At 45.4% G+C, this 20330-nt stretch carries 18 protein-coding genes; 17 read left to right on the top strand and 1 reads right to left on the bottom strand.

The genetic code is table 11. The features are described from left to right. The first annotated feature begins 54 nt into the window (after positions 1–54). The 13 genes from essC to HWY38_RS00745 all read left to right on the top strand — a co-directional run bounded on the left by essC (position 55) and on the right by HWY38_RS00745 (position 15779). Positions 55–4530 (top strand): type VII secretion protein EssC, encoded by a 4476-nt coding sequence (gene essC, locus HWY38_RS00805; protein ID WP_224181071.1) that lies wholly within the window; start codon positions 55–57, stop codon positions 4528–4530. Next, positions 4527–7643, top strand: coding sequence for a type VII secretion protein EsaA (gene esaA / locus HWY38_RS00800; protein WP_224181070.1), 3117 nt, complete (start codon positions 4527–4529; stop codon positions 7641–7643). The genes essC and esaA overlap by 4 nt, the downstream gene beginning before the upstream one ends. 7 nt (positions 7644–7650) lie before the next feature. Next, complete coding sequence (essA, locus tag HWY38_RS00795) at positions 7651–8124, top strand: type VII secretion protein EssA (protein ID WP_014418771.1); 474 nt, start codon at positions 7651–7653, stop codon at positions 8122–8124. 60 nt (positions 8125–8184) lie between these two features. Next, on the top strand, positions 8185–8916 hold the full coding sequence (locus HWY38_RS00790; RefSeq protein WP_032876789.1) for a (S)-benzoin forming benzil reductase: 732 nt from the start codon (positions 8185–8187) through the stop codon (positions 8914–8916). Positions 8917–9079: 163 nt separating this feature from the next. Then, positions 9080–9610 carry an HD domain-containing protein gene (locus HWY38_RS00785; protein WP_007613450.1) on the top strand — a complete coding sequence of 177 codons (531 nt, stop codon included), beginning with the start codon at positions 9080–9082 and terminating at the stop codon, positions 9608–9610. Between the two features lie 137 nt (positions 9611–9747). After that, entirely contained in the window at positions 9748–9984 is a 237-nt protein-coding gene (locus HWY38_RS00780) for a DUF2642 domain-containing protein (RefSeq protein ID WP_014418770.1), read from the top strand. A 135-nt stretch (positions 9985–10119) separates the two neighbouring features. Further along, complete coding sequence (locus HWY38_RS00775) at positions 10120–11226, top strand: AI-2E family transporter (RefSeq protein WP_224181069.1); 1107 nt, start codon at positions 10120–10122, stop codon at positions 11224–11226. A gap of 61 nt (positions 11227–11287) precedes the next feature. Further along, entirely contained in the window at positions 11288–11509 is a 222-nt protein-coding gene (locus HWY38_RS00770; RefSeq protein WP_007408682.1) for a spore germination protein, read from the top strand. A 72-nt stretch (positions 11510–11581) separates the two neighbouring features. Then, complete coding sequence (locus HWY38_RS00765; protein WP_003152028.1) at positions 11582–11830, top strand: YueH family protein; 249 nt, start codon at positions 11582–11584, stop codon at positions 11828–11830. 65 nt (positions 11831–11895) lie between these two features. After that, positions 11896–12294 carry a YueI family protein gene (locus HWY38_RS00760; protein ID WP_224181068.1) on the top strand — a complete coding sequence of 133 codons (399 nt, stop codon included), beginning with the start codon at positions 11896–11898 and terminating at the stop codon, positions 12292–12294. Between the two features lie 96 nt (positions 12295–12390). Then, a complete protein-coding gene (locus HWY38_RS00755) occupies positions 12391–12942 on the top strand; it encodes a cysteine hydrolase family protein (RefSeq protein WP_003152033.1) in 552 nt (183 codons plus the stop codon). A 17-nt stretch (positions 12943–12959) separates the two neighbouring features. Beyond that, positions 12960–14426, top strand: a complete 1467-nt coding sequence (locus tag HWY38_RS00750) for a nicotinate phosphoribosyltransferase (protein ID WP_014418767.1) — start codon at positions 12960–12962, stop codon at positions 14424–14426. A 129-nt stretch (positions 14427–14555) separates the two neighbouring features. Then, entirely contained in the window at positions 14556–15779 is a 1224-nt protein-coding gene (locus HWY38_RS00745) for an EAL and HDOD domain-containing protein (RefSeq protein ID WP_007613436.1), read from the top strand. 6 nt (positions 15780–15785) lie between these two features. On the opposite strand, the gene HWY38_RS00740 is transcribed toward HWY38_RS00745, so the two are convergent. Beyond that, positions 15786–16127: a hypothetical protein gene (locus HWY38_RS00740; protein WP_224181067.1), complete on the bottom strand. Its 342-nt coding sequence runs from the start codon at positions 16125–16127 to the stop codon at positions 15786–15788. A 465-nt stretch (positions 16128–16592) separates the two neighbouring features. Here HWY38_RS00740 and degQ point away from each other — a divergent pair, with 465 nt between their 5' ends. From degQ to HWY38_RS00720, 4 genes are all read left to right on the top strand, one after another. Next, positions 16593–16733, top strand: coding sequence for a degradation enzyme regulation protein DegQ (degQ, locus tag HWY38_RS00735; protein WP_003152043.1), 141 nt, complete (start codon positions 16593–16595; stop codon positions 16731–16733). A 151-nt stretch (positions 16734–16884) separates the two neighbouring features. Continuing rightward, a complete protein-coding gene (locus HWY38_RS00730) occupies positions 16885–17796 on the top strand; it encodes a polyprenyl synthetase family protein (RefSeq protein ID WP_079891857.1) in 912 nt (303 codons plus the stop codon). Next, a complete protein-coding gene (gene comX / locus HWY38_RS00725) occupies positions 17796–17960 on the top strand; it encodes a competence pheromone ComX (RefSeq protein WP_007613432.1) in 165 nt (54 codons plus the stop codon). Before HWY38_RS00730 ends, comX begins: the two co-directional genes overlap by 1 nt. Before the next feature lie 11 nt (positions 17961–17971). After that, positions 17972–20263, top strand: a complete 2292-nt coding sequence (locus HWY38_RS00720) for a histidine kinase (protein WP_224181065.1) — start codon at positions 17972–17974, stop codon at positions 20261–20263. Positions 20264–20330 lie beyond the last annotated feature (67 nt).

Raw genomic sequence — 20330 nt, 5'->3', positions numbered from 1 at the left:
CAGCACACATCAAATGGCCGCAGGTAACGATCAGGCTGTCAGGAGGTTCGCCATATGAGTCTGTTATGGGTCTTTTACCGAGAGCACGTACAAAAGATTCAGCTGTCTGAACTCCCGCCGTCTCAGCCGATTACGATCGGTCCGGATATGAAAGATACAATCACGGTCGGCACACTTCCGTTACGGCAAAACGCCGCAACCCTTTATCGAAAAGAAACAGATCGTTATGATGTTTTCCTGGGAAATAACTGTGCCGGCGAATTGACAATAGGAAATGAAATGCCCTGCCGGATTGAAGAAGAGACGATGCGGCTTCTGCTCACCCCTGACAAAGAAGAATCCTCCGTTTATTTTATCGGCGGGAAGGATGAGATCGTTTTCTCATCAGAAACAGAGGAAGCGGATATATACAAAGAGCCGTCCTCCGCTCAAACAGGGGCTTTTTATCTGCGAAAGTCGGGAGGATGCTGGTCTGTCGTCCCTGATGGCCAGGGCGTTTATGTGAACGGAAAGCTTGCAGAAGCTCCCGAAAGGCTCCGGACGGGAGATGAGCTGCTGTGGAATTTTCTGCGTGTGAGGCTGATGGAGGACGACCTTTTAGAAGTCGTTCATCACGAAAAGCTTCAAACCGGTTTAACCAAAACGGTAAAACCAAGCACCGAAACGAAAAAGAAATACCCGCTATATCGAAGAACGCCGCGCATGGTCTACGATCTTCCAGAAGACCGCGTTTCATTCAGCTTTCCCTCGCAGGAAAGCGAACAGAATAACCGGGGGCTGTGGCTCGTCATTCTGCCTCCTTTGGTCATGCTGATTGTAATGGGGGTTGTCGCCATTATACAGCCGAGGGGCATATTCATCCTAGTCTCTTTGGCGATGTTTATGATGACTCTCATTACCTCCACCGTGCAGTATTTCCGTGAAAAAAACCAGCGGAAAAAACGGGAGGAGAAGCGGGAGCGTGTGTACAAGCAGTATTTAGAAAACAAACGGAAAGAGCTTCAGGCGCTGTCGGAAAAACAGCTGCAAGTGCTGACGCATCATTTTCCCCCGTTTGAAAAAATGAAATATTTAACCTCTGAAATCAGCGGCCGCATTTGGGAGAAATCGCTGGAAAGCAGGGATTTTCTGATGCTTCGGCTCGGAACGGGCACGGTCCCGGCAAGCTACGAGATTTCAATGAGCGGCGGAGACCTGGCGAACCGTGATGTAGATGACTTGATGGAGCAGTCGCAGCACATGCAGCGTGTGTATAAAGATATCCGTCATGCGCCCGTGACCGTTGATTTACAAGAAGGGCCGATGGGGCTTGTCGGGAAACCTCAGATCGTCAAAAATGAAATTCACCAGCTGATCGGCCAGCTCGCGTTCTTCAACAGCTACCATGACCTGCGATTTGTCTTTATCTTTCATGAGGACGAATATAAGGAATGGGAATGGATGAAGTGGCTGCCGCAATTTCAGCTGCCTCATATGTATGCGAAAGGATTTATTTACAATGAACAGACCCGCGATCAATTGTTATCGTCCATTTATGAGCTGCTGCGGGAGCGGGATTTGGAAGAAGATAAAGAAAAAAAGATCTTCCAGCCGCATTTTGTCTTTGTCATCACAAATCAGCAGCTGATCGCAGAGCACGTCATTTTAGAATACATCGAAGGCCGGCATGAGCATCTCGGCATCTCGGCAATCATCGCCGCGGAAACGAAGGAAAGCCTGGCAGAAAACATTCACACCCTCGTCCGCTACATTAATGAAGATGAGGGAGACATTCTCATTCAGCAGAAAAAAGCGGTGCAGATCCCGTTTAAGCTGGACAGGCACGAACGGAAAAACAACGAGCGGTTTTCCCGGACGCTTCGGACATTGCACCATCAGGTCGGAATGACGAATTCCATTCCTGAAACGGTCTCATTTCTGGAGCTGTTTCATGCGAAGGAAGTAAAAGAAATCGGCATCAGGCAGAAGTGGGAGACAAGTGAGTCTGCAAAATCGCTGGCTGTTCCGATCGGCTATAAAGGAAAAGACGACATCGTCTATTTAAACCTGCATGAAAAAGCGCACGGGCCGCACGGATTGCTGGCGGGAACGACCGGCTCCGGGAAAAGTGAATTTCTGCAAACGTACATCTTGTCATTGGCAGTTCACTTTCACCCGCATGAAGCGGCGTTTTTGCTGATTGACTATAAGGGCGGAGGAATGGCGCAGCCGTTCCGCAAAATGCCGCACCTTCTCGGGACCATCACGAATATTGAAGGAAGCAGAAACTTCAGTATCAGGGCGCTTGCATCCATTAAAAGCGAGCTGAAAAAACGGCAGCGGCTGTTCGATCAATATCGCGTCAATCACATCAATGACTATACAAAGCTGTATAAACAGGGAGAAACGGATATTCCGATGCCGCACCTGTTTTTGATTTCAGATGAATTCGCCGAGCTGAAAAGCGAAGAGCCTGACTTTATCAGGGAGCTTGTCAGCGCGGCCCGCATCGGACGGAGCCTTGGTGTGCATTTAATTCTCGCCACGCAAAAGCCGGGCGGCATCATTGACGACCAAATATGGAGCAACTCACGCTTTAAGGTCGCGCTGAAAGTGCAGGATGCAAGTGACAGTAAAGAAATCCTGAAAAACAGTGATGCGGCGAATATTACGGTCACCGGACGCGGCTACTTGCAAGTCGGAAATAACGAAGTGTATGAGCAGTTCCAGTCTGCCTGGAGCGGCGCCCCTTACATGGAAGATGTATACGGCACCGAGGATGACATTGCCATCGTTACCGACACCGGCTTAATTCCGCTGTCTGAGGTGGACGCGGATGATGCGGCGAAAAAAGACGCCCCGGCAGAAATAGAAGCCGTAGTCGAAGAAATCGAGCGGATTCAAAATGAAATGGGCATTGAAAAGCTGCCGAGCCCGTGGCTTCCGCCGCTTGCCGAACGTATCCCGCGCACGCTTTACCCCGCGCAGGAAAAAGACCGCTTCTTCATCGCCTGCGTGGATGAGCCTGATCAGCAAAGACAGGCGCCTCTCGCTTATACGATGATGGATGACGGCAACATCGGCATTTTCGGCTCATCCGGCTACGGCAAGTCAGTGGCTGCCATCACCTTCCTGATGAACTTCGCGGAAGGATACACGCCGGAAGAGCTTCATATGTACATCTTTGATTTCGGAAACGGTACGCTTTTGCCATTGGCAAAGCTTCCGCACACCGCAGACTATTTCTTAATGGATCAAATGAGAAAGATCGAAAAATTCATGATCCGCATCAAGGAAGAAATCGAGCGGCGGAAACGGCTGTTCAGAGAAAAAGAAGTCAGCCATATCAAAATGTACAATTCGCTCAGTGAAGAAGAGCTGCCGTTTATATTTATCACAATTGACAATTTCGACATCGTAAAAGATGAAATGCATGAATTAGAAACGGAATTTATCCAGATTTCACGCGACGGGCAAAGCTTAGGCATTTACTTCCTGCTGACCGCAACGAGGGTGAACGCCGTCCGCCAGTCGCTGTTAAACAACATAAAAACGAAAGTCGTCCATTATTTAATGGATCAGTCAGAAGGATACTCCATTTACGGGCGTCCGCCGTTCAGTCTCGAACCGATCCCGGGCCGCGTCATGATCCAAAAAGAAGAACTGTATTTCGCGCAAATGTTTCTTCCGGCTGAAGCGGAAAATGACCTCGAGATGTTCCAGGCGCTGAAAGATGATGTCAAAGCTTTAGCTGAGCGCCACGCCGGAACAGCCGGCCCAGACCCGATTCCGATGCTTCCGGATAGGCTGACGGCCGGCGAATTTTCACTCCGTCTCGGCCCGGATCAAGAACCGTTCCGCATTCCTGTCGGGCTTCATGAGGAAAAGGTCAGCCCTGTGTACTTTGATCTGGGTAAAAATAAACATTGTCTTATTTTGGGCCAGACACAGCGTGGAAAAACAAACATCCTGAAAGTGATGCTGAATCACCTGCTGCGTGAAGGTACGGAACGGGTCGGGCTGTTTGACTCGATTGACCGCGGACTGTCGCAGTATGCGCAGGAAACAAAGGTCAGCTATCTGGATACAAAAGAAGACGTCCGGCAGTGGATCGAAACGGCAGAAGCCATTTTCACGGAGCGCGAAGCTCAGTATGCGCAGGCCGTCAAAAATGGCGATGTGCACAAACTCAGTTTCTCTCCGGTTGTGTTAATGGCCGACGGCATTACAAGATTTCAGCAGACGATCGACACCGCCATTCAGGACAAGCTGGCGATGTTTATGAAATCGTACGCGCATGTGGGCTTCAGTTTTATCCCGGCGGGCAATCACAGCGAATTCTCAAAAGGCTATGATTCCTTAACGACGGAAATGAAACAGATCCGCCACGCGATGCTGCTTGTGAAAAAATCCGAACAAAATGTCATTCCGCTGCCTTACCAAAGGCAGGAACCGGATATTCAGCCGGGCTTCGGCTATTTGGTTGAAAACGGGAAGGAGCAAAAAATCCAAATACCTTTATGTTCAGCGGAAAGGGAGGCCGTCAGATGACTGAACAACGAAAAAGCCTGATCAAATTAATAGCCGCGGTCGTCATCATTCTGCTGCTGCCGGTGCTGTTTTTCCGGTTTATCGGCGATGACCCGGGAAAACAAAAAATCAACGCCACCCGCCAAATCGCAGTCGTGAATGAAGACATGGGCTTACAAACAGATGAAAATGAGGAAGAGGAATCCGTCCATTTCGGCAAAGAAGTAGCGGCCGCTCTCGGCGGCCGTCCGGATTATTCATGGACGGTTGTCAACAGGAGCGCGGCTGAAAACGGTCTGGCGGCTAAGAAGTATGACGCCGTCGTTTACATTCCATCCGATTTTTCAAAAGATATCTTAAGCTATGACAAGGAGCGTCCGCAAAAAGCCACGCTGACATTCAATATTCAAAGCAACCTGAACGCCGTCAACAAAGAAAAGGTGCAGCGTGAGCTAGAAGACGCCCAAAAATCAATGAATAAAAAAATGTCGGCATTATATTGGAATTTCGTCTCACAAAAAGTGAACAACGTCCGAGGCGATTTTGACAAGATCGTCAATAAAGAATCAGAGTTTCAAAACGTCATGTACAATTTTTACAAGCCGAGCTCCAATGACTTGGCAGGTGAAATCAAGCGGCAAAAAGACCTGATTGACGAACTGAAAAAATCAATGAATGAAGCGCAGGGCGCGGCAAAAGAAAAATTGACCTCGGCAGATGAAGCCAAAACCACGCTCAAAGACTTTGCCGATACGGTCGAGCGCTATAAACAATATCAAGAAAATCAGAAAAAACTGCTGATGGCCGCGCAGGAACAAAATCAAAAGCAAATCACAACCGGACTGAATGCCATTAAAGCACAGCAGGCCGCCAACCAGTTCAGCACGATGATGAGCGGGCTGTCTTCAGACATAAACCGGGCGCAGACACAGCTTGACCAGACGGGATCGGCTCTTTTTGCCGCCCAACAGGTGAGAGAAGCGCAGGTTCCTGATCAGGAACGCGGGATGGCGAATATTCAATCCAATTTACTGGACAATTATTTGACTCAATATAAAGCTCAAGCAAGATTTGAAACACTGAACAGCATCCAAACCCTTATGAAAAGGGATCGGCAGGCATTAACCGTTCCGGAAAAGGACCCGGGGGATGACGGCTCGGATGAACCGAAAGAAGAAGAAAAACCGGAAGAAGAAAAACCCGGCGATTTGAAAATTGACCTTGACGATCAGCGTGACGAATTAAAGCGCATCTCCGCTGAAATCAATCACATTTCTGACGGATTAAAGGAACCGGAAAAAGAAAATCCGGCCCCTGAAAAACCGGGCCAAGGTGATGACGGTGAAAACTCCGGCGATACCGATCCGAATAACGGAACGAATCCCGGAGAAGACGGAAAAACGGAAGACGGCACAAAAGATCAGCAGCCTGCTTCCGATAACACAGGTGATCAGGAGCCAAAAACCGTCCAGACCGCCACTGCCGCTAAAAACGTCACTCCGCCTGCTGATGAGCCGGCGGACGATCCGAACGATTCTGAAGGAGACGGCGGCACGGACATATCTGAGGCAAAAGAAAGGCTGAACCAAGCCGCAGAGCGGATTCAGCAAATTGAGAAAGAGCTGGAAGAAAAACAGCAAACTCATAATGAAGAACTGAAAAAACGTCTCGATGCTCTTGATGAAGAAATCCAAGGCCTTCAAGACCAGATTGATGACGTCAAAAAACGTGCAAAGAAAAAGCTAGAAGAATTGGAAGAAAAGAGAAAACAGGACTTCAATACCATTTACAGAATGATTGTAAGAACAGAACAGAACATTTTGAACTACCCGTCATTGGATAGCGGCCGCAAATCTGCTCTTGAACAGATATTTGCCGCTGACATTAATACAAAAAAGATATCAGATTTAATGAGTTACTATAATGATTTATCTCTGTATGAGGCGACACTCTATCACTCTCTTGACGCGGGCTCGCTGCCTGATGTGAAAAACAGGGTGCTGAAAGCCCAGCAAGGCGAAGTTCAAACCGTTCTCGCCATCAAACCGGTGGAAACGGCAAGCTGGGAAAACCTTAAAAATAACAAGATGCAGACAGATGAAGACATCAGCAATTTCATTAAAGGCATGACCGAATTCTCGGATAACTACAGTACCTATATCAGAGATGAACAAGCCGGAGTGCTCGATGAGCTCGCCAGCATTTCAGACAGCGCGGCGAAAGCATCCGATCAGCTGGCTGAAGGCGCTGTGCAGGAAGCGGCCGCATTCAGCGGAGACGGATTAACCGGAACGATGGCGCTCGGCGCTCAGGATACCGTCGGCCGCGAAGTCCTGCAAATGTCTGACACGATGGGCCATCTGTCAGAACGCCAGTCCGGCATCATCAGCTATACCGACAATATGCAGCAAAGCGTAAATGACGTCCAGCAAAAAGCGGACACCTTAAACAGCAACTGGGGCAAAAACGTCGATTCCACGAAATTGATCAGAAATGACGTGTACGGCATTTTAGGGAACGCGCTCGTTGACGGACAGGAAAACGGCTACGTTTACGATTATCTCGCCAACCCGCTTAAAATCAGCGGAGAGGTGCCGGAAGATCGGGTTCAGAATGTTCCGCCGGTCGTCATTTTGGTAATCGTTCTGATCAGCAGTCTTCTGATCGGCTATTTCAGCTCGTATTATCAGCAGGCGCCGCTTCTTGTCAAAGGCGCGCTCTTTGGGATTTTAAACATTATGGTCGGATTGATGATCAGTCTGTTCGGTCTGAATATCTACTCGCTTCCGGACGATCAGACGATTAAATGGTCAGTCTTTACGATTCTCTTGCTTGCGGCGAGTTCTGCTTTTATCCGGGCAGCCTTTGTCTTCAGCTCGATTACCGGATGGATTGCATCATCCGCGCTCATTCTCTTTTATGTGGCGCCTTTGATCGACCTGATTATGCCGAACTTCACCTTTGACAGTCCGGTTTCGAAAGTCTATATCGATATTCAATACGGAACGGGCCATCTGTTTGCGATGGGGGTAACGGTTCTTGCGATCATTACGCTGATTGCGGCGGCGCTTCCGCTCGTCATTCGGCTGTTTGCGGAAAAAACGGAGGAAAGTGATCAGTCTTATGAGGCGTAACACAATCATGGAAAAAGGATTGCTGCTGTTTGCTCTCTCCTTTTTCCTTTTCCTTCCCCAAGCCGCAGCCGCGAATGAGGAAAATACTGATGTCAAGCCGAATGAATATGAAAAGAAAGACATTGAAATTCGTACGGATTACCTGCACGACGATGCCTACTCCGAGGAAAAAACGGCGCTTCCGAAAGAACAGAAGGATATTACCTTTGATCAGCCGGCCGAAAACCCGGATGACAAACTGATATCAAATTTGTTTACATCGTCAGACACGGAGCCGAATACGATCAAAGCGCAATCGAAAAAACTGGGTATCACATTTGCCGAGCCTGCGGTGAGGCGTACCTCGGCAGATATGGAAACGGAAGAGAAAAAGACTTCTTATCTGCTTCCTGTCATTTATGCCGTCTTGATCCTCCTCGGGATTGCGGCGATGATCTATCTGATCCCGAAAGTCACGGCGCAGGAAAAGGCAAAGCGGTAAACGAATCGCTTGTGTTTGCGGGAAGACAGCCCGTAAAATAAGAAAAAAAGGAGGAGTTTCATGCAGTTTTTTCTTATAACAGGCGCGTCAAAAGGCTTGGGCCGGGCGCTTACGGAACAGGCGCTTCAAGAAGGAGCCGAAGTCGCCGCGCTTTCAAGAACGATAAGCGGGGAAAAGCGCGAGGGGCTGACAGAATACAGTGTTGATTTAACCGATCTGGCAGATACCGGGCGGCAGATGAAGGCGATTCTTGATCAAGCAGAGGAGAAGGGGTACTCCGCTGTCACACTGATCAACAATGCCGGAATGGTGGAACCGATCAAGCGGGCGAAAGAGGCTTCCGCCGAAGAATTGAACCGTCATTACACCCTTAATCTGACGGCGCCCGTTTTGCTCAGCCAAATGTTCACAAAGCGTTTCGAAGCGTTCAGCGGCAGCAAAACAATTGTCAACATCACATCGGGCGCAGCGAAAAATCCTTATAAAGGCTGGAGCGCGTATTGCAGCTCAAAAGCGGGGCTTGATATGTTTACGAGAACATTCGGGTTTGAACAGGAAGATGAAGAACTGCCGGTCCGCATGATCTCATTCTCGCCGGGAGTGATGGATACAGACATGCAGGCTGTCATCCGTTCTTCGTCAAAAGAAGATTTTCATGACATCGAACGGTTCCGCAATCTGAAAGAAACGAAAAACCTCAGAAGTCCTGAATACATCGCCGGCGTCATTCACTCACTGGTCGCGGGCGAGCCGGAAAACGGACGGATATACGATATCAAAGAATTTTTGTAGAGCAGCGTTCACGCTGCTCTTTTTTGTTTGTACAATCACTTCGGGGTCCGGCGGCATATGATGAATGAAACAACGTATAAGGGGTATAAGAAATGTATCAGATGAATTGAGTTTCTTCTCGATTTATGTTAGGATTCTAAAAATATATGAAGGAGGGGTTTCCATGAGAAATGTAACGTTAATGGATGTCTTCACCCATCCAATCGCACAAAAGTATTTACAGCGTTCCGGTGTCGCCCATGCGATTGCCTGCGCGTTTCATGCATACCGTCTTGCCGTAAAAGCAGGTGTCAGCCCGGATCTTGCGGCGAAAGCGGCTTTACTGCATGACGTCGGCCATTATGAATGGTACACAGACGGCAAATGGGATTATGAAAAGTACAGAAGAAACGATATCCATGCCATTAAAGGCGCGGAACGGGCGCATAAGCTGCTCATCCGGCTCGGTGAAGAACCGAAAGCGGCGAAGGACATTGCGCTGGCGATTCTGCTTCACACCGATTCCTATCTGCCTGAAGGCGAACTGGACAAGAATACGCTCCAGCAAATCGTGAAACAAGCAGATGAACTCGATGAAGAACCCGGCGGGCATCACCATTACCGCCAAATGGATCACACGGCCGCGCTCAAACAAATCCAAAAGCTTGATCAGTTAATTGACCAAGCCCAATATCCCATAAGAAGCTCAGTCTAGGCCACTCATGCGGCCTTTTCCGCTTACATAACTCCGCATGCTCACTAACACCTTTTCCGCTCCGATAGACGTACTGTGTCAAAGCCTTTGTCCGCTGCATATGCTGAAGGAAAACATAGTAAAGGGGATCAGCGAAAATGGCCCATCAAGGAAGCCCGCAAATCGTCTCGTTAGTGGATCCTTACGTTTATCAGACCATCCATAAGCTTATCGGCTCAAGGTTTATCATTCAAACCGTCAGACGCATTATCAGAGGACGGCTGATTGATGCCACTCCAGATCACATCGCCATTGAAGAAACGCATGACCGTGTATTTTATATCAGAAACCGTCATGTAGTTTCCGTCATGCCTGATTATACCGAACGCGTGTAACAGCACGAATAAGGCGCAAACCGGAGGCGGCCCTATAGAACCCCGGTGCGTCTTCTTTTTGAGATACATAGATGCACGGCGGCTTTTTTTGGTACAATCACAGTACAAGTTCACATGACAATAGGAGGAAACCGCTTGTTGAAATCAAAGGTCCATTTTTGGACGCTGCAAATTTTGCTCGTTTTGCTCATTATTTACGTATCAACGAAAGTCTCGTTTATTTTTCAGCCGTTTTTCGGTTTTATCACCACTCTGTTTTTTCCGATTTTGATTTCGGGCATTTTGTTTTTCATTTTTAATCCGATCGTGCGCCTGCTTGAGAAAAAAATCCCCCGGACATTGGCGATCCTGCTCATTTATCTCGTTTTCATCGGCCTGATTGCCTTTATGTTCACCGCCATCGGACCGATTGTGGCTTCCCAGGTCACGGGGCTGATTAACAATTTCCCTGATTACATTCATCAGATTCAAGTCTTGACGGCGCAATTATCCCATTCCAAATGGTTTACGTGGATGATGACGCAGGATTATGTGTCGATAGAAAAAATCCAGCAGTCTCTGACGGGATTTTTACAAAGACTTCCGCAAAATATTACGGCAAGCCTGTCGGCCGTGTTCGGCGTCGTTACGAATATCACGCTTGTCGTGATCACCGTTCCGTTCATTTTGTTTTATATGCTGAAGGACGGCCGGCGGTTTCCGCTCTTGGCAGTCAAAATCCTGCCTTCTTCCTATCGGGCGGAAGGTCGGAAAATATTTAATGACTTATATGTCACATTGGCCGCCTATTTCCAAGGCCAGCTGCTGATTTGTCTCTTTGTCGGAACGGCATGCTTTATCGGATATTGGATCATCGGCCTGCAGTATGCGTTAATTCTCGGGATGGTGATCGCCGTCACCAATATCATTCCGTACCTGGGACCGTTTCTCGGGGCGGCGCCCGCGGTGATTATCGCGTTTATGGATTCGCCGGCTAAGGCGCTGTTTGCCGTTATTGTTGTCGTTGTCGTCCAGCAGCTTGACGGGAACCTGCTTTCTCCGCTTGTCATCGGGAAACGGCTCAATACCCACCCGCTCACCATTATTCTTCTGCTTATCGGAGCGGGCAGTTTCGGCGGCATTCTCGCAATGATTCTGGCCGTGCCGGTTTACGCGGTTTTAAAAGCTTTTGTCTTAAATATCGTCCGGCTTATCAAACTTCGTCAGCGGTCAAAGATTGAAGACAGCCGCAAGCCGAAATAAAAACGGGCACAACTCCCGATGCAGCGCATAAAATGCTGTAAAGAAAAGCGGAGGTGTGGGTATGCCTGCAATTGTGGGACCGATTTATATTATGAGTTTAGCCGGAGACGCTGCGGCGAGCTTCGGTGACGTGTTTGCCATTTCTCCCAAAGCCGTTGACCACTCAGGCGCGGGGGCAGGGGCGTTTCATTCCGGAGATTTTGTCAAAGTCACTAATAAATTCAGCAAAACGCGCTTTGAAGACATCGATGTGTTTGACGAACCTGATTGGTTTAACGCGTGACAGCCTCCTTTTAGGAGGCTGTCGCTTTTTTGTAGTATAATAGAATCAGTCTTTATAAAAGGGGAATTTTTTATGAAAATCAGAAAAGCGAATATTACCGTGCAGTCCGGAATGATCGGTGATGTATATCTGCATGAAAATAAAAAAGAACAGCATACCCTTGTAGCCGTTCCGGAACTTGAGTGGAGCACGATCATTTCCTATGAGGAAGAGAAAAAGGCGCTGGCGCAGCGGCTTTTACAATCATTCAGCAAGCTGATTGAAGAAGAGCCCGCGGGAGAGCTCGCCGGCAAGATCTCCCATTGGGTGGCTGAAATGTAACGAAGCGGTTTACCGCGTCCCGTCCGGGGAGATAATTGTAAAACAAGCTGAGGAGGGACAGGCCGATGAGCGACAAAACGGTTGACCTTTATTTACAGCAGGGGATGTACGGCCCTCTGCAGACGAAACCGGATGAACGCCATTTATTTTTAGGCTCGCTCCGTGAAAGAGTCATCATTGCCCTGACGAAGGGGCAGGTGCTGCAAAAGCAGCCGTATGAAGAAGTGAAACAGGCGCTGAAAAGCCGAAAAGACGCGGTGCTCTATATAAACGGAAGGCTCCCGTATCATGCTTATTCACCATATATGAAGCTTGCCGCACTTGCCGGTGTCCGAAGCTCCGTCATTTCGGACCTTCAATTCGAAACGCCGCTCGGCCTGGTTTTTGCCGCCGATTATGCCGTGAACCTTGACGGCATTTACGTTCAGGATGGCATTTTTCAGCGCTCACTCCTGAAATCTTAAAAGGGCAAAACACCGTTTGTTATTTTACAATGCCAATTCACTTACAAGTGGAGATAGGATATAATGGTTTTCATATGAATGGCGGGGAGGCCGGCTATGAAAAAAGCATTTATATGCATTGATTATACGAATGATTTTGCAGCTGAGAACGGGGCATTAACCTGCGGAGAACCCGCGAGACAGATTGAAGATACGATTGTCAGTTTGACGCAAGCATTTATAGAAAACGGTGATTACGTTGTCTTTGCGGTAGATTCGCATGATGCAGACGATGACTTTCATCCCGAGACACGCCTGTTTCCTCCGCATAATATCAACGGCACGGAGGGCAAAGAGCTGTACGGAAGGCTATCGCCTCTTTATGAGAAACATAAACACGCAAAAAACGTAAATTATATGGAAAAAACGAGATATTCTGCTTTTGCGGGAACGGATTTAGAGCTGAAACTGCGGGAACGGCAGATCACTGAGCTGCATCTTGCGGGCCTGTGCACGGACATCTGCGTTCTTCACACGGCGGTTGACGCCTACAACAAGGGCTTTCAGATCGTCATTCATCAAAACGCTGTGGCCAGCTTTAATCCGGAAGGGCATGAATGGGCCCTGTCCCATTTTAAGAACAGCATCGGAGCGCAAGTGGCAGAGTAAGGAAGGGGAAAATAATTTTGGTGGAGCATGGTTTTAAAGACGACAGTTTGTCTTTACATACAGATCTTTATCAAATTAATATGGCCGAAACGTACTGGAGAGACGGCATTCATGAGAAAAAAGCGATTTTTGAGCTTTTTTTCAGAAAGCTTCCCTTTGAAAACGGCTATGCGGTATTTGCGGGCTTAGAAAAAGCAATCGAATACTTGGAGAACTTCAAATTTACCGACAGCGATCTGAATTATTTAAAAACGGAATTGCACTATGCTGATGATTTCATTGATTATTTACGGGATCTTTCTTTTACCGGATCTCTTTACAGCATGAAAGAAGGCGAGCTCGTTTTTAACAACGAACCGATTATGCGGGTCGAAGCGCCCCTGATCGAAGCCCAGCTGATTGAGACGGCTCTGCTTAACATTGTGAATTACCAAACATTAATCGCCACGAAAGCGGCCCGCATTAAAGGCGTTGTCGGTGACGAAGACGCCCTCGAATTCGGAACGCGGCGCGCCCATGAAATGGATGCGGCTATGTGGGGAGCGAGAGCGGCTCTGATCGGCGGCTTCAGCGCGACGAGTAATGTAAGAGCCGGAAAGCGTTTTAATATACCCGTATCCGGCACGCACGCTCATGCGCTCGTACAAGCGTACCGCGATGAATATACGGCATTTAAGAAATATGCGGAGACCCACAAAGACTGCGTGTTTCTCGTAGATACGTACGATACGATCCGTTCGGGTATGCCGAATGCGATTAAAGTAGCAAAGGAATTCGGCGATCGGATCAACTTCATCGGCATCCGCCTGGACAGCGGGGACTTGGCGTACCTGTCAAAAAAAGCGCGTGAAATGCTTGATGAAGCGGGTTTCACAGACGCAAAGGTCATTGCTTCAAGCGATCTTGACGAGCACACGATATTAAACCTGAAATCGCAAGGAGCGAAAATCGATACGTGGGGCATCGGCACGAAGCTGATTACCGCATACGATCAGCCGGCTCTCGGCGCGGTTTACAAGCTTGTCGCCATTGAAGAGGACGGCAAACTGACCGACACCATTAAAATTTCGTCAAACCCTGAAAAAGTGACAACGCCGGGAAGAAAGAGAGTATACCGGATTATCAACAAGCTGAATCACCACTCGGAAGGTGATTATATCGCGCTTTATGACGAGCGGGTAAATGATCAGAAACGCTTAAAAATGTTCCATCCCGTCCACACGTTCGTCAGCAAATTCGTCACTGACTTCTATGCGAAAGACTTGCATGAGCCGATCTTTGAAAACGGCGTTTTATGCTATGATAATCCCGAAATTACCGACATCCAGCAATACGTGCAGGATAACCTCAAACTTCTGTGGGAGGAATACAAACGGATCAGCAAGCCGGAAGAATATCCGGTCGATTTAAGCGAAGACTGCTGGAGCAACAAGATGCAGCGGATTCATGAAATCAAAAGCGAGCTGAAACGGGAACTTGAATAGAAGACAAAGCGGCCTTTCCTTTCTCTGGAAAGGCCTTTTTGTTGTGATAATATTTTTCACATTTAGACAAATTTCAACAAGTTATTTGATATACTTATGTTCGAAGGCCGCATCTAAGGGGGTAAATGAATGAAGGTGTTTGTTGCGAGACAGCCTATCTTCAACAGAAACGAACAGGTTGTTGCTTATGAACTTCTTTACCGGGAGAGCGAAGAGAACCGTTATTCGGCCGCTGACGGAGATAAAGCTACGACGGATCTCATTATTAACAGCTTTATCAACATCGGAATCGAAAAGCTGACTGAGGGGAAACGCTGCTTTGTGAATTTTACAGAAAGCCTGATGTTTTCAGATCTCCCTACCTCCTTTGATCCTGACCAGCTTATTATCGAAATTCTTGAGGACATACCGATCACTCCGGCACTCATCTCAAGATGCAGACAGCTGAAGAAATTAGGATATACATTAGCACTTGATGATTTTTACGCCATCAATCCGGAAAATGAAGAGTTAGTGGAACAGCTGATGAAATATATTGATATTTTAAAAATCGACTTTTTGCAATCCTCGCGTCTGGAGCGCAAAAAAATCATTCAGACGTACAGCTGTAAAAGTCTGATTTATTTAGCGGAGAAAGTGGAGACGAGAAAAGATTATAAACAGGCGGCCATAGACGGCTTTCACCTGTTTCAAGGATATTTTTTCAGTGAACCGCGTGTCATCAGCGGAAATGATCTGACGTTTCATTTTCATTCTTACTACCAGCTTTTAAGCGAATTAAACAATGACCAGCCCAATATACAGCGCGTGACGGAATACATAGAGCGGGACGTCAGCTTATCGTATCAGATTCTGCGTTTTTTAAACGGATCGCAAACAAGGCTGAAAAAAAAGATAGACAGCATCCAGCAGGCCATCATGATGCTCGGGCTGAATGAGATTAAGCGCTTGATTTACATTCTTTCATTCAGAGATTTAACGGCGAAAAGCCACTCAAGCCAAAAAGAAATCATTAAGATTTCCTTAATCAGGGCCAAGCTGTGCGAACTGCTGGCGAAAAGAACCGGAAGGCCCCAGCCCTCTTCTTACATGCTGATCGGCATGTTTTCGCTCATCGATACGCTTCTCCACAGGGAGCTGGAGGATATCATCAAAGAACTGCCTTTAATCGATGAAGTCGGACAGGCGCTGCTCGGTTATGAAAACGATTATTATAAGATGCTCGCGCTTGTCAAAGCCATTGAATGCAACAACTGGGACTGTGATGAGTGGGGAAAAGAACTGAACAAAGAAGAAGCGTATGAATGTTACCTACAGGCGATCGAATGGTGCCGGCAGCTGATCGTGGATTGAGCCGCTTTAAGCCGACCACCTGAGGGCGATGATAAACCGGCTTTGCTCTCTGACCAGACTGACACGGATGCCGTCGGGATTATACGTCACGTCAAAGTCATTTTTGATGCCGGTCTGCTTAATGAGCCGCTTGACCGCTGCGGTGTCAGATGATTGCGCTGCGGTGAGGATGCGGCGCGCAAGCTCTTTTGACGCCGACAGCCGCGCAAGGAGCAGGCGCGCATCCTCCAGCATGCCCGCAGCTTCTTTTGCGGACGCTGTCAAAATATCTGCGTGAACCGGGGGACTGGGCGCAGGATGCCGGTATGGCGCGGTGAAAACAGGGCAGCATGGATACACATAATGCATACGGCGGCCTCCTTCCTGAGAAAACATTCGTTATACATGAGTATAGGCGGCGTGATAACGAGTTATGACAAGCAAAAAGACCACAATGCGGGGGTTGCGGTCTTTTCGGTGTTTGTCGGTGGTTATGCGACGCTGTTCGCCCATTCTGTTTTGAAATTGCGACGTCAGGGACTATAGTCCTTGCCGGTTTGTCGGAAAACCGTTGAAAAAACAGCAGAACCGCCAGATTGGTCTGCTTCATCCTAAACGTCTGCCTTTCTGGTAGTTATATAGTCCTGTTCGCTAAATGCTCTGTTCGGGACTATGGGATTACCCTGGTTTGCGGTGTCACGCAGATACTTTTACACATACTTTTCGGTGAAAAATCCCGCAAAAACGTTTACACTATTAGTAACAGATCAAATACCTAGGACTCGTTCACCATACACAATTCATTGATCTTTCAAAAAAAGGAGTGTGGAAACGGTGGAAAACAAATTAGAAGAAGTAAAGCAATTATTATTCCGACTTGAAAATGATATCAGAGAAACAACCGACTCATTACGAAACATTAACAAAAGCATTGATCAGCTCGATAAATTCTCATATGCAATGAAAATTTCTTAAAAAGACTTGGAAACAAGTCTTTTTTTTGTGCATTTTTTATCCATTTCATGGATAAAGTATTATACGATTGTTAAAAAACGAAAAACCTGCTGTCTTTCATCACCTGCATTTAGTAAAATAGAATGGGAGGGTGAAGACAATTATTGAGCAAATGTGTTTAGATGCCAAAACGATTAAAGAGAAAATGAAGGAAATTGTGGAGCACAATATATGCAATACTAACTTGAAAATGTACCTTCTAAAATTTATTGCATCAAAAGATTCATTTGGATTTGCTGAATTGGCATATCAACATTACAAAGCGTTCAATGGCAGAGACACAGAGGCGATTTTAAAGTTAGCCGTAGGCATAGAATTATTAGTCCTGTCATACGACATTTATGATGATTTAGAAGATAATGATAATCTGAAAATGGAATGGATGAAAACAGGTCTCCCCATTACGCTGAATACTGTAACGGCCCTCTATACATTAAGTATACAGGTTATGAATCAGATTAGTGAAAATCCGTATTTTCTTAAGCAAATATTAAACTTTGCTTTGAATTCAATTGAGGGCCAGCAAGATGATATTTTGAATGCACCGCAAACTGAAGAAGAGTGTTTGAAAATGATTAAGAATAAATCTGGCTCTTTAACTGCATTGCCTTGCGTTATGGGCGCGATGCTGGCTACAGGAAAGTTAAATCCAATCGTTCAATCATATTCATATGAACTCGGAATAATATCCCAGATTGATAATGATTATCAAGGTTTGTTTTACTTGAATAATGATTTTGTTCAACGCAAAAATACACTTGCTTATTTATACTTAAAAAAGAAATTCAATAAAGCTTCTGAAGAAATCTTACAATGGTATGAAAACCCAGAGTTATTCAAAACCTTAAAGACCCGAGACATAAAAAAGAAATTAATTGAAGCAGGTGTAACCCAATACTTATTGGTTTTGAAACATTTGTCGTTAAAAAAAATAAAAAGTAAGATATTTGAATTGGAGATAGAGAGAAATAAAACGGAAACTTTATTAAATGCGATTGTTAATTTAGAGGAGGATGAAAAATAATGCAGGAAATTGTAGGATACTTAACCAAAAATCCAGAAGTTTTAAATAAAGTGATTGAAGGCAATGCTAGTCTGATTGGAGTTAGCCAGGATCAAACAGATTGTGTTATAAATGCGTTTAAGGGTATAGATGTTATTTCTTTCGGCGGTGATTGGAAATATTGAGGATGATATAAATGAAGTCCAAGTACAATAAGGTTTCAGTTGTCTTAATTCTGCTTACATTGGTATATGTCATTTATCTGACTTATATAAGCACAAATAATCTTTTAGTCGGCGCCACAATTTCTGAAAATAAACAGGGCGAAATTAAAATAAAAGATGTAGAAGATTTTACAATGGCATATTACGCCGGAGTGCAAAAGGGAGATATAGTAAAGAATATTAACCACCAAAATGTAAAGTCAATTAATATTCAAATGAATAAGCTGAAAAATGTAAACTCGATGGTCGTTGATAGAAACGGTCATGATATTGAGATTAAGCTCAATTTATTTAATGATAGGAACTTCAGTACTTACTTAATACCGATAATTTTTTATGTAGTATGTTTATTTTGCTGTTTCTTCATCATTAAAATAAATGAAGAAAAAAACTTGAAATCTGCTTTGGTGCTAATTGTATTTCTTTTGTCTGCTTCAATTGCATATATTAGTGCTGGAGGATCGGCAAAAGGCGATTTGCTTAGCAGATGTATCATGTTGTTAACATTAATAACTGTACCTTTAAATTATCTTCTGTTTCTTTATCATTACTTTAAAGAATTAGGTACAGTGCTTTTCAGCAAAAAAGTTTTCGTTTTGTATTTATTTCCAACTATAAATATATTATTTGAATTATTTCGGTCGCGATTATCTTTTGGTGATTTTATTCCAAAATTTAATTTGATTTCGTTTTTTCTTCTTTTTTTGATTGTAGCATATTACTTTATTGTTATTTTGAGAAGAAACAAAGATACTGATCAGGCACATATTATAAAGGTGCTTGTAGTTATAAATATATTGGCATTTTCGCCTTTTTTATGTCTGTATCTTATACCGTATGTATTTTTTAATGATTATTATGTCTCTTCTTTCTTAACAGCATCATTTATGCTGCTAATACCTTTTTCACTTGTATATCAATTCATGTCGAATAAAATATATAACGTTGATTTTATCTTAAGTAAGTTAAAATATTATGGCTTTTTAGCGTTAACCCCAACTATAATTCTGGTTACGACAATAGAGTTATTACGTGAGCCGGAAGAAAATTTTTACAATCTCAAACTGACATTTTTAATTTATATTTTAATGTTAGCTGTTTTTTATTATAAAGAAATACTCGATTTCCGGTTTAAATTAAAAAGGGTCTCTGAAAGATTCAATTACCAAGACAGTATTTATAAGTTTACCCAATTAATCAGAAACTCGTCTTCTTTAAATCAGGTTTTTGGAGAATTAAAAACCACCATTCTCGAAGTAACTCTTACAAGTAAAGTGTATATATTTGAAGTTACGTATGATGGGAATGTAAAGGCATTTGACGAAAGAGATTCAAGTTTGATAGATGATTATCAAGTGCTTTTAAATAGTGTTACTGTTGAGATAGGAAAAATAACGGAGTTTAATCAAGGTTTCGCAATGAAAGTAGGAGAACGGGGAGATAGATCATTCGTTGTTCTCTGTTTGTCTAAGATGAATACGCCCCGTTTGTCACGTGAAGAAATTTCTTGGTTAAAAACATTATCTTTTTACGTTAATGTTTCAATAGAAAACGTGATGAAAATCGAAGAACTTATGAATCATCTCGAAGATTTAAAGAAACAAGAGACAAACCCGGTCTGGCTCAAAAAGCTGATGTTTACGATCGAGGAAAAGCAGCGGTCGGATTTGGCCCGTGATCTGCATGATTCAGTGCTGCAGGACTTGATTTCTTTGAAGCGCCAGTGTGAGCTGTTTCTGGCCGATTTTAAGAAAGAGGAGCCTTGCCAGTTAGAGGTGCAGGACAAGCTTCATCAGATGAATGAGCAGATGTCGGATGTCATTTTGATGACCCGGGAGACGTGCCATGAGCTTCGGCCTCAGCTGCTGTATGATTTGGGTCTGGTCAAGGCGGTATCCAAGCTTGCCGCACAGCAGCAGGAGCGTGCGCCGTTTCATATCCGTCTGAATACGGGCCGGTTTACGGCGGCGCTGGATTTGGATACGCAGCTGAATTTGTACCGCATCATTCAGGAATTTCTTTCGAACGCCATGAAGCATTCACAGGCGAATGAGGTGCTGATTATGCTGATCAGCATTCAAAATAAAGTGATTCTGCATTATGAAGACGACGGTGTCGGCTGCAATCAGGAAGAAGGCGGCGGGCAGTCGATGAGCATGGGTCTTTCGGGTATTAAGGAGCGCGTCCGTGCGCTTGACGGACGGATGAAAATCGACACAAGTGAAGGAAACGGTTTTAAAGCGGATATTGAAATGGAATTGTAACCAATTTATCACCAAATCGACTTGGCAGAAGCCAAGTCTTTTTAATAAAATGGAAATGAGTGAGTAA

It is taken from the genome of Bacillus sp. KS1 (assembly GCF_020075515.1).
GTDB lineage: Bacteria > Bacillota > Bacilli > Bacillales > Bacillaceae > Bacillus > Bacillus velezensis.
This window is presented reverse-complemented; position numbering and strand designations above follow the sequence as displayed.

What these genes read in the sequence shown, in the direction of transcription:
- essC (WP_224181071.1), top strand. Translation starts at nt 55, where the DNA reads ATGAGTCTGTTATGGGTCTTTTACCGAGAGCACGTACAAAAGATTCAG.
- esaA (WP_224181070.1), top strand. Translation starts at nt 4,527, where the DNA reads ATGACTGAACAACGAAAAAGCCTGATCAAATTAATAGCCGCGGTCGTC.
- essA (WP_014418771.1), top strand. Translation starts at nt 7,651, where the DNA reads ATGGAAAAAGGATTGCTGCTGTTTGCTCTCTCCTTTTTCCTTTTCCTT.
- HWY38_RS00790 (WP_032876789.1), top strand. Translation starts at nt 8,185, where the DNA reads ATGCAGTTTTTTCTTATAACAGGCGCGTCAAAAGGCTTGGGCCGGGCG.
- HWY38_RS00785 (WP_007613450.1), top strand. Translation starts at nt 9,080, where the DNA reads ATGAGAAATGTAACGTTAATGGATGTCTTCACCCATCCAATCGCACAA.
- HWY38_RS00780 (WP_014418770.1), top strand. Translation starts at nt 9,748, where the DNA reads ATGGCCCATCAAGGAAGCCCGCAAATCGTCTCGTTAGTGGATCCTTAC.
- HWY38_RS00770 (WP_007408682.1), top strand. Translation starts at nt 11,288, where the DNA reads ATGCCTGCAATTGTGGGACCGATTTATATTATGAGTTTAGCCGGAGAC.
- HWY38_RS00765 (WP_003152028.1), top strand. Translation starts at nt 11,582, where the DNA reads ATGAAAATCAGAAAAGCGAATATTACCGTGCAGTCCGGAATGATCGGT.
- HWY38_RS00760 (WP_224181068.1), top strand. Translation starts at nt 11,896, where the DNA reads ATGAGCGACAAAACGGTTGACCTTTATTTACAGCAGGGGATGTACGGC.
- HWY38_RS00755 (WP_003152033.1), top strand. Translation starts at nt 12,391, where the DNA reads ATGAAAAAAGCATTTATATGCATTGATTATACGAATGATTTTGCAGCT.
- HWY38_RS00745 (WP_007613436.1), top strand. Translation starts at nt 14,556, where the DNA reads ATGAAGGTGTTTGTTGCGAGACAGCCTATCTTCAACAGAAACGAACAG.
- HWY38_RS00740 (WP_224181067.1), bottom strand. Translation starts at nt 16,127, where the DNA reads ATGCATTATGTGTATCCATGCTGCCCTGTTTTCACCGCGCCATACCGG.
- HWY38_RS00730 (WP_079891857.1), top strand. Translation starts at nt 16,885, where the DNA reads ATGTGTTTAGATGCCAAAACGATTAAAGAGAAAATGAAGGAAATTGTG.
- comX (WP_007613432.1), top strand. Translation starts at nt 17,796, where the DNA reads ATGCAGGAAATTGTAGGATACTTAACCAAAAATCCAGAAGTTTTAAAT.
- HWY38_RS00720 (WP_224181065.1), top strand. Translation starts at nt 17,972, where the DNA reads ATGAAGTCCAAGTACAATAAGGTTTCAGTTGTCTTAATTCTGCTTACA.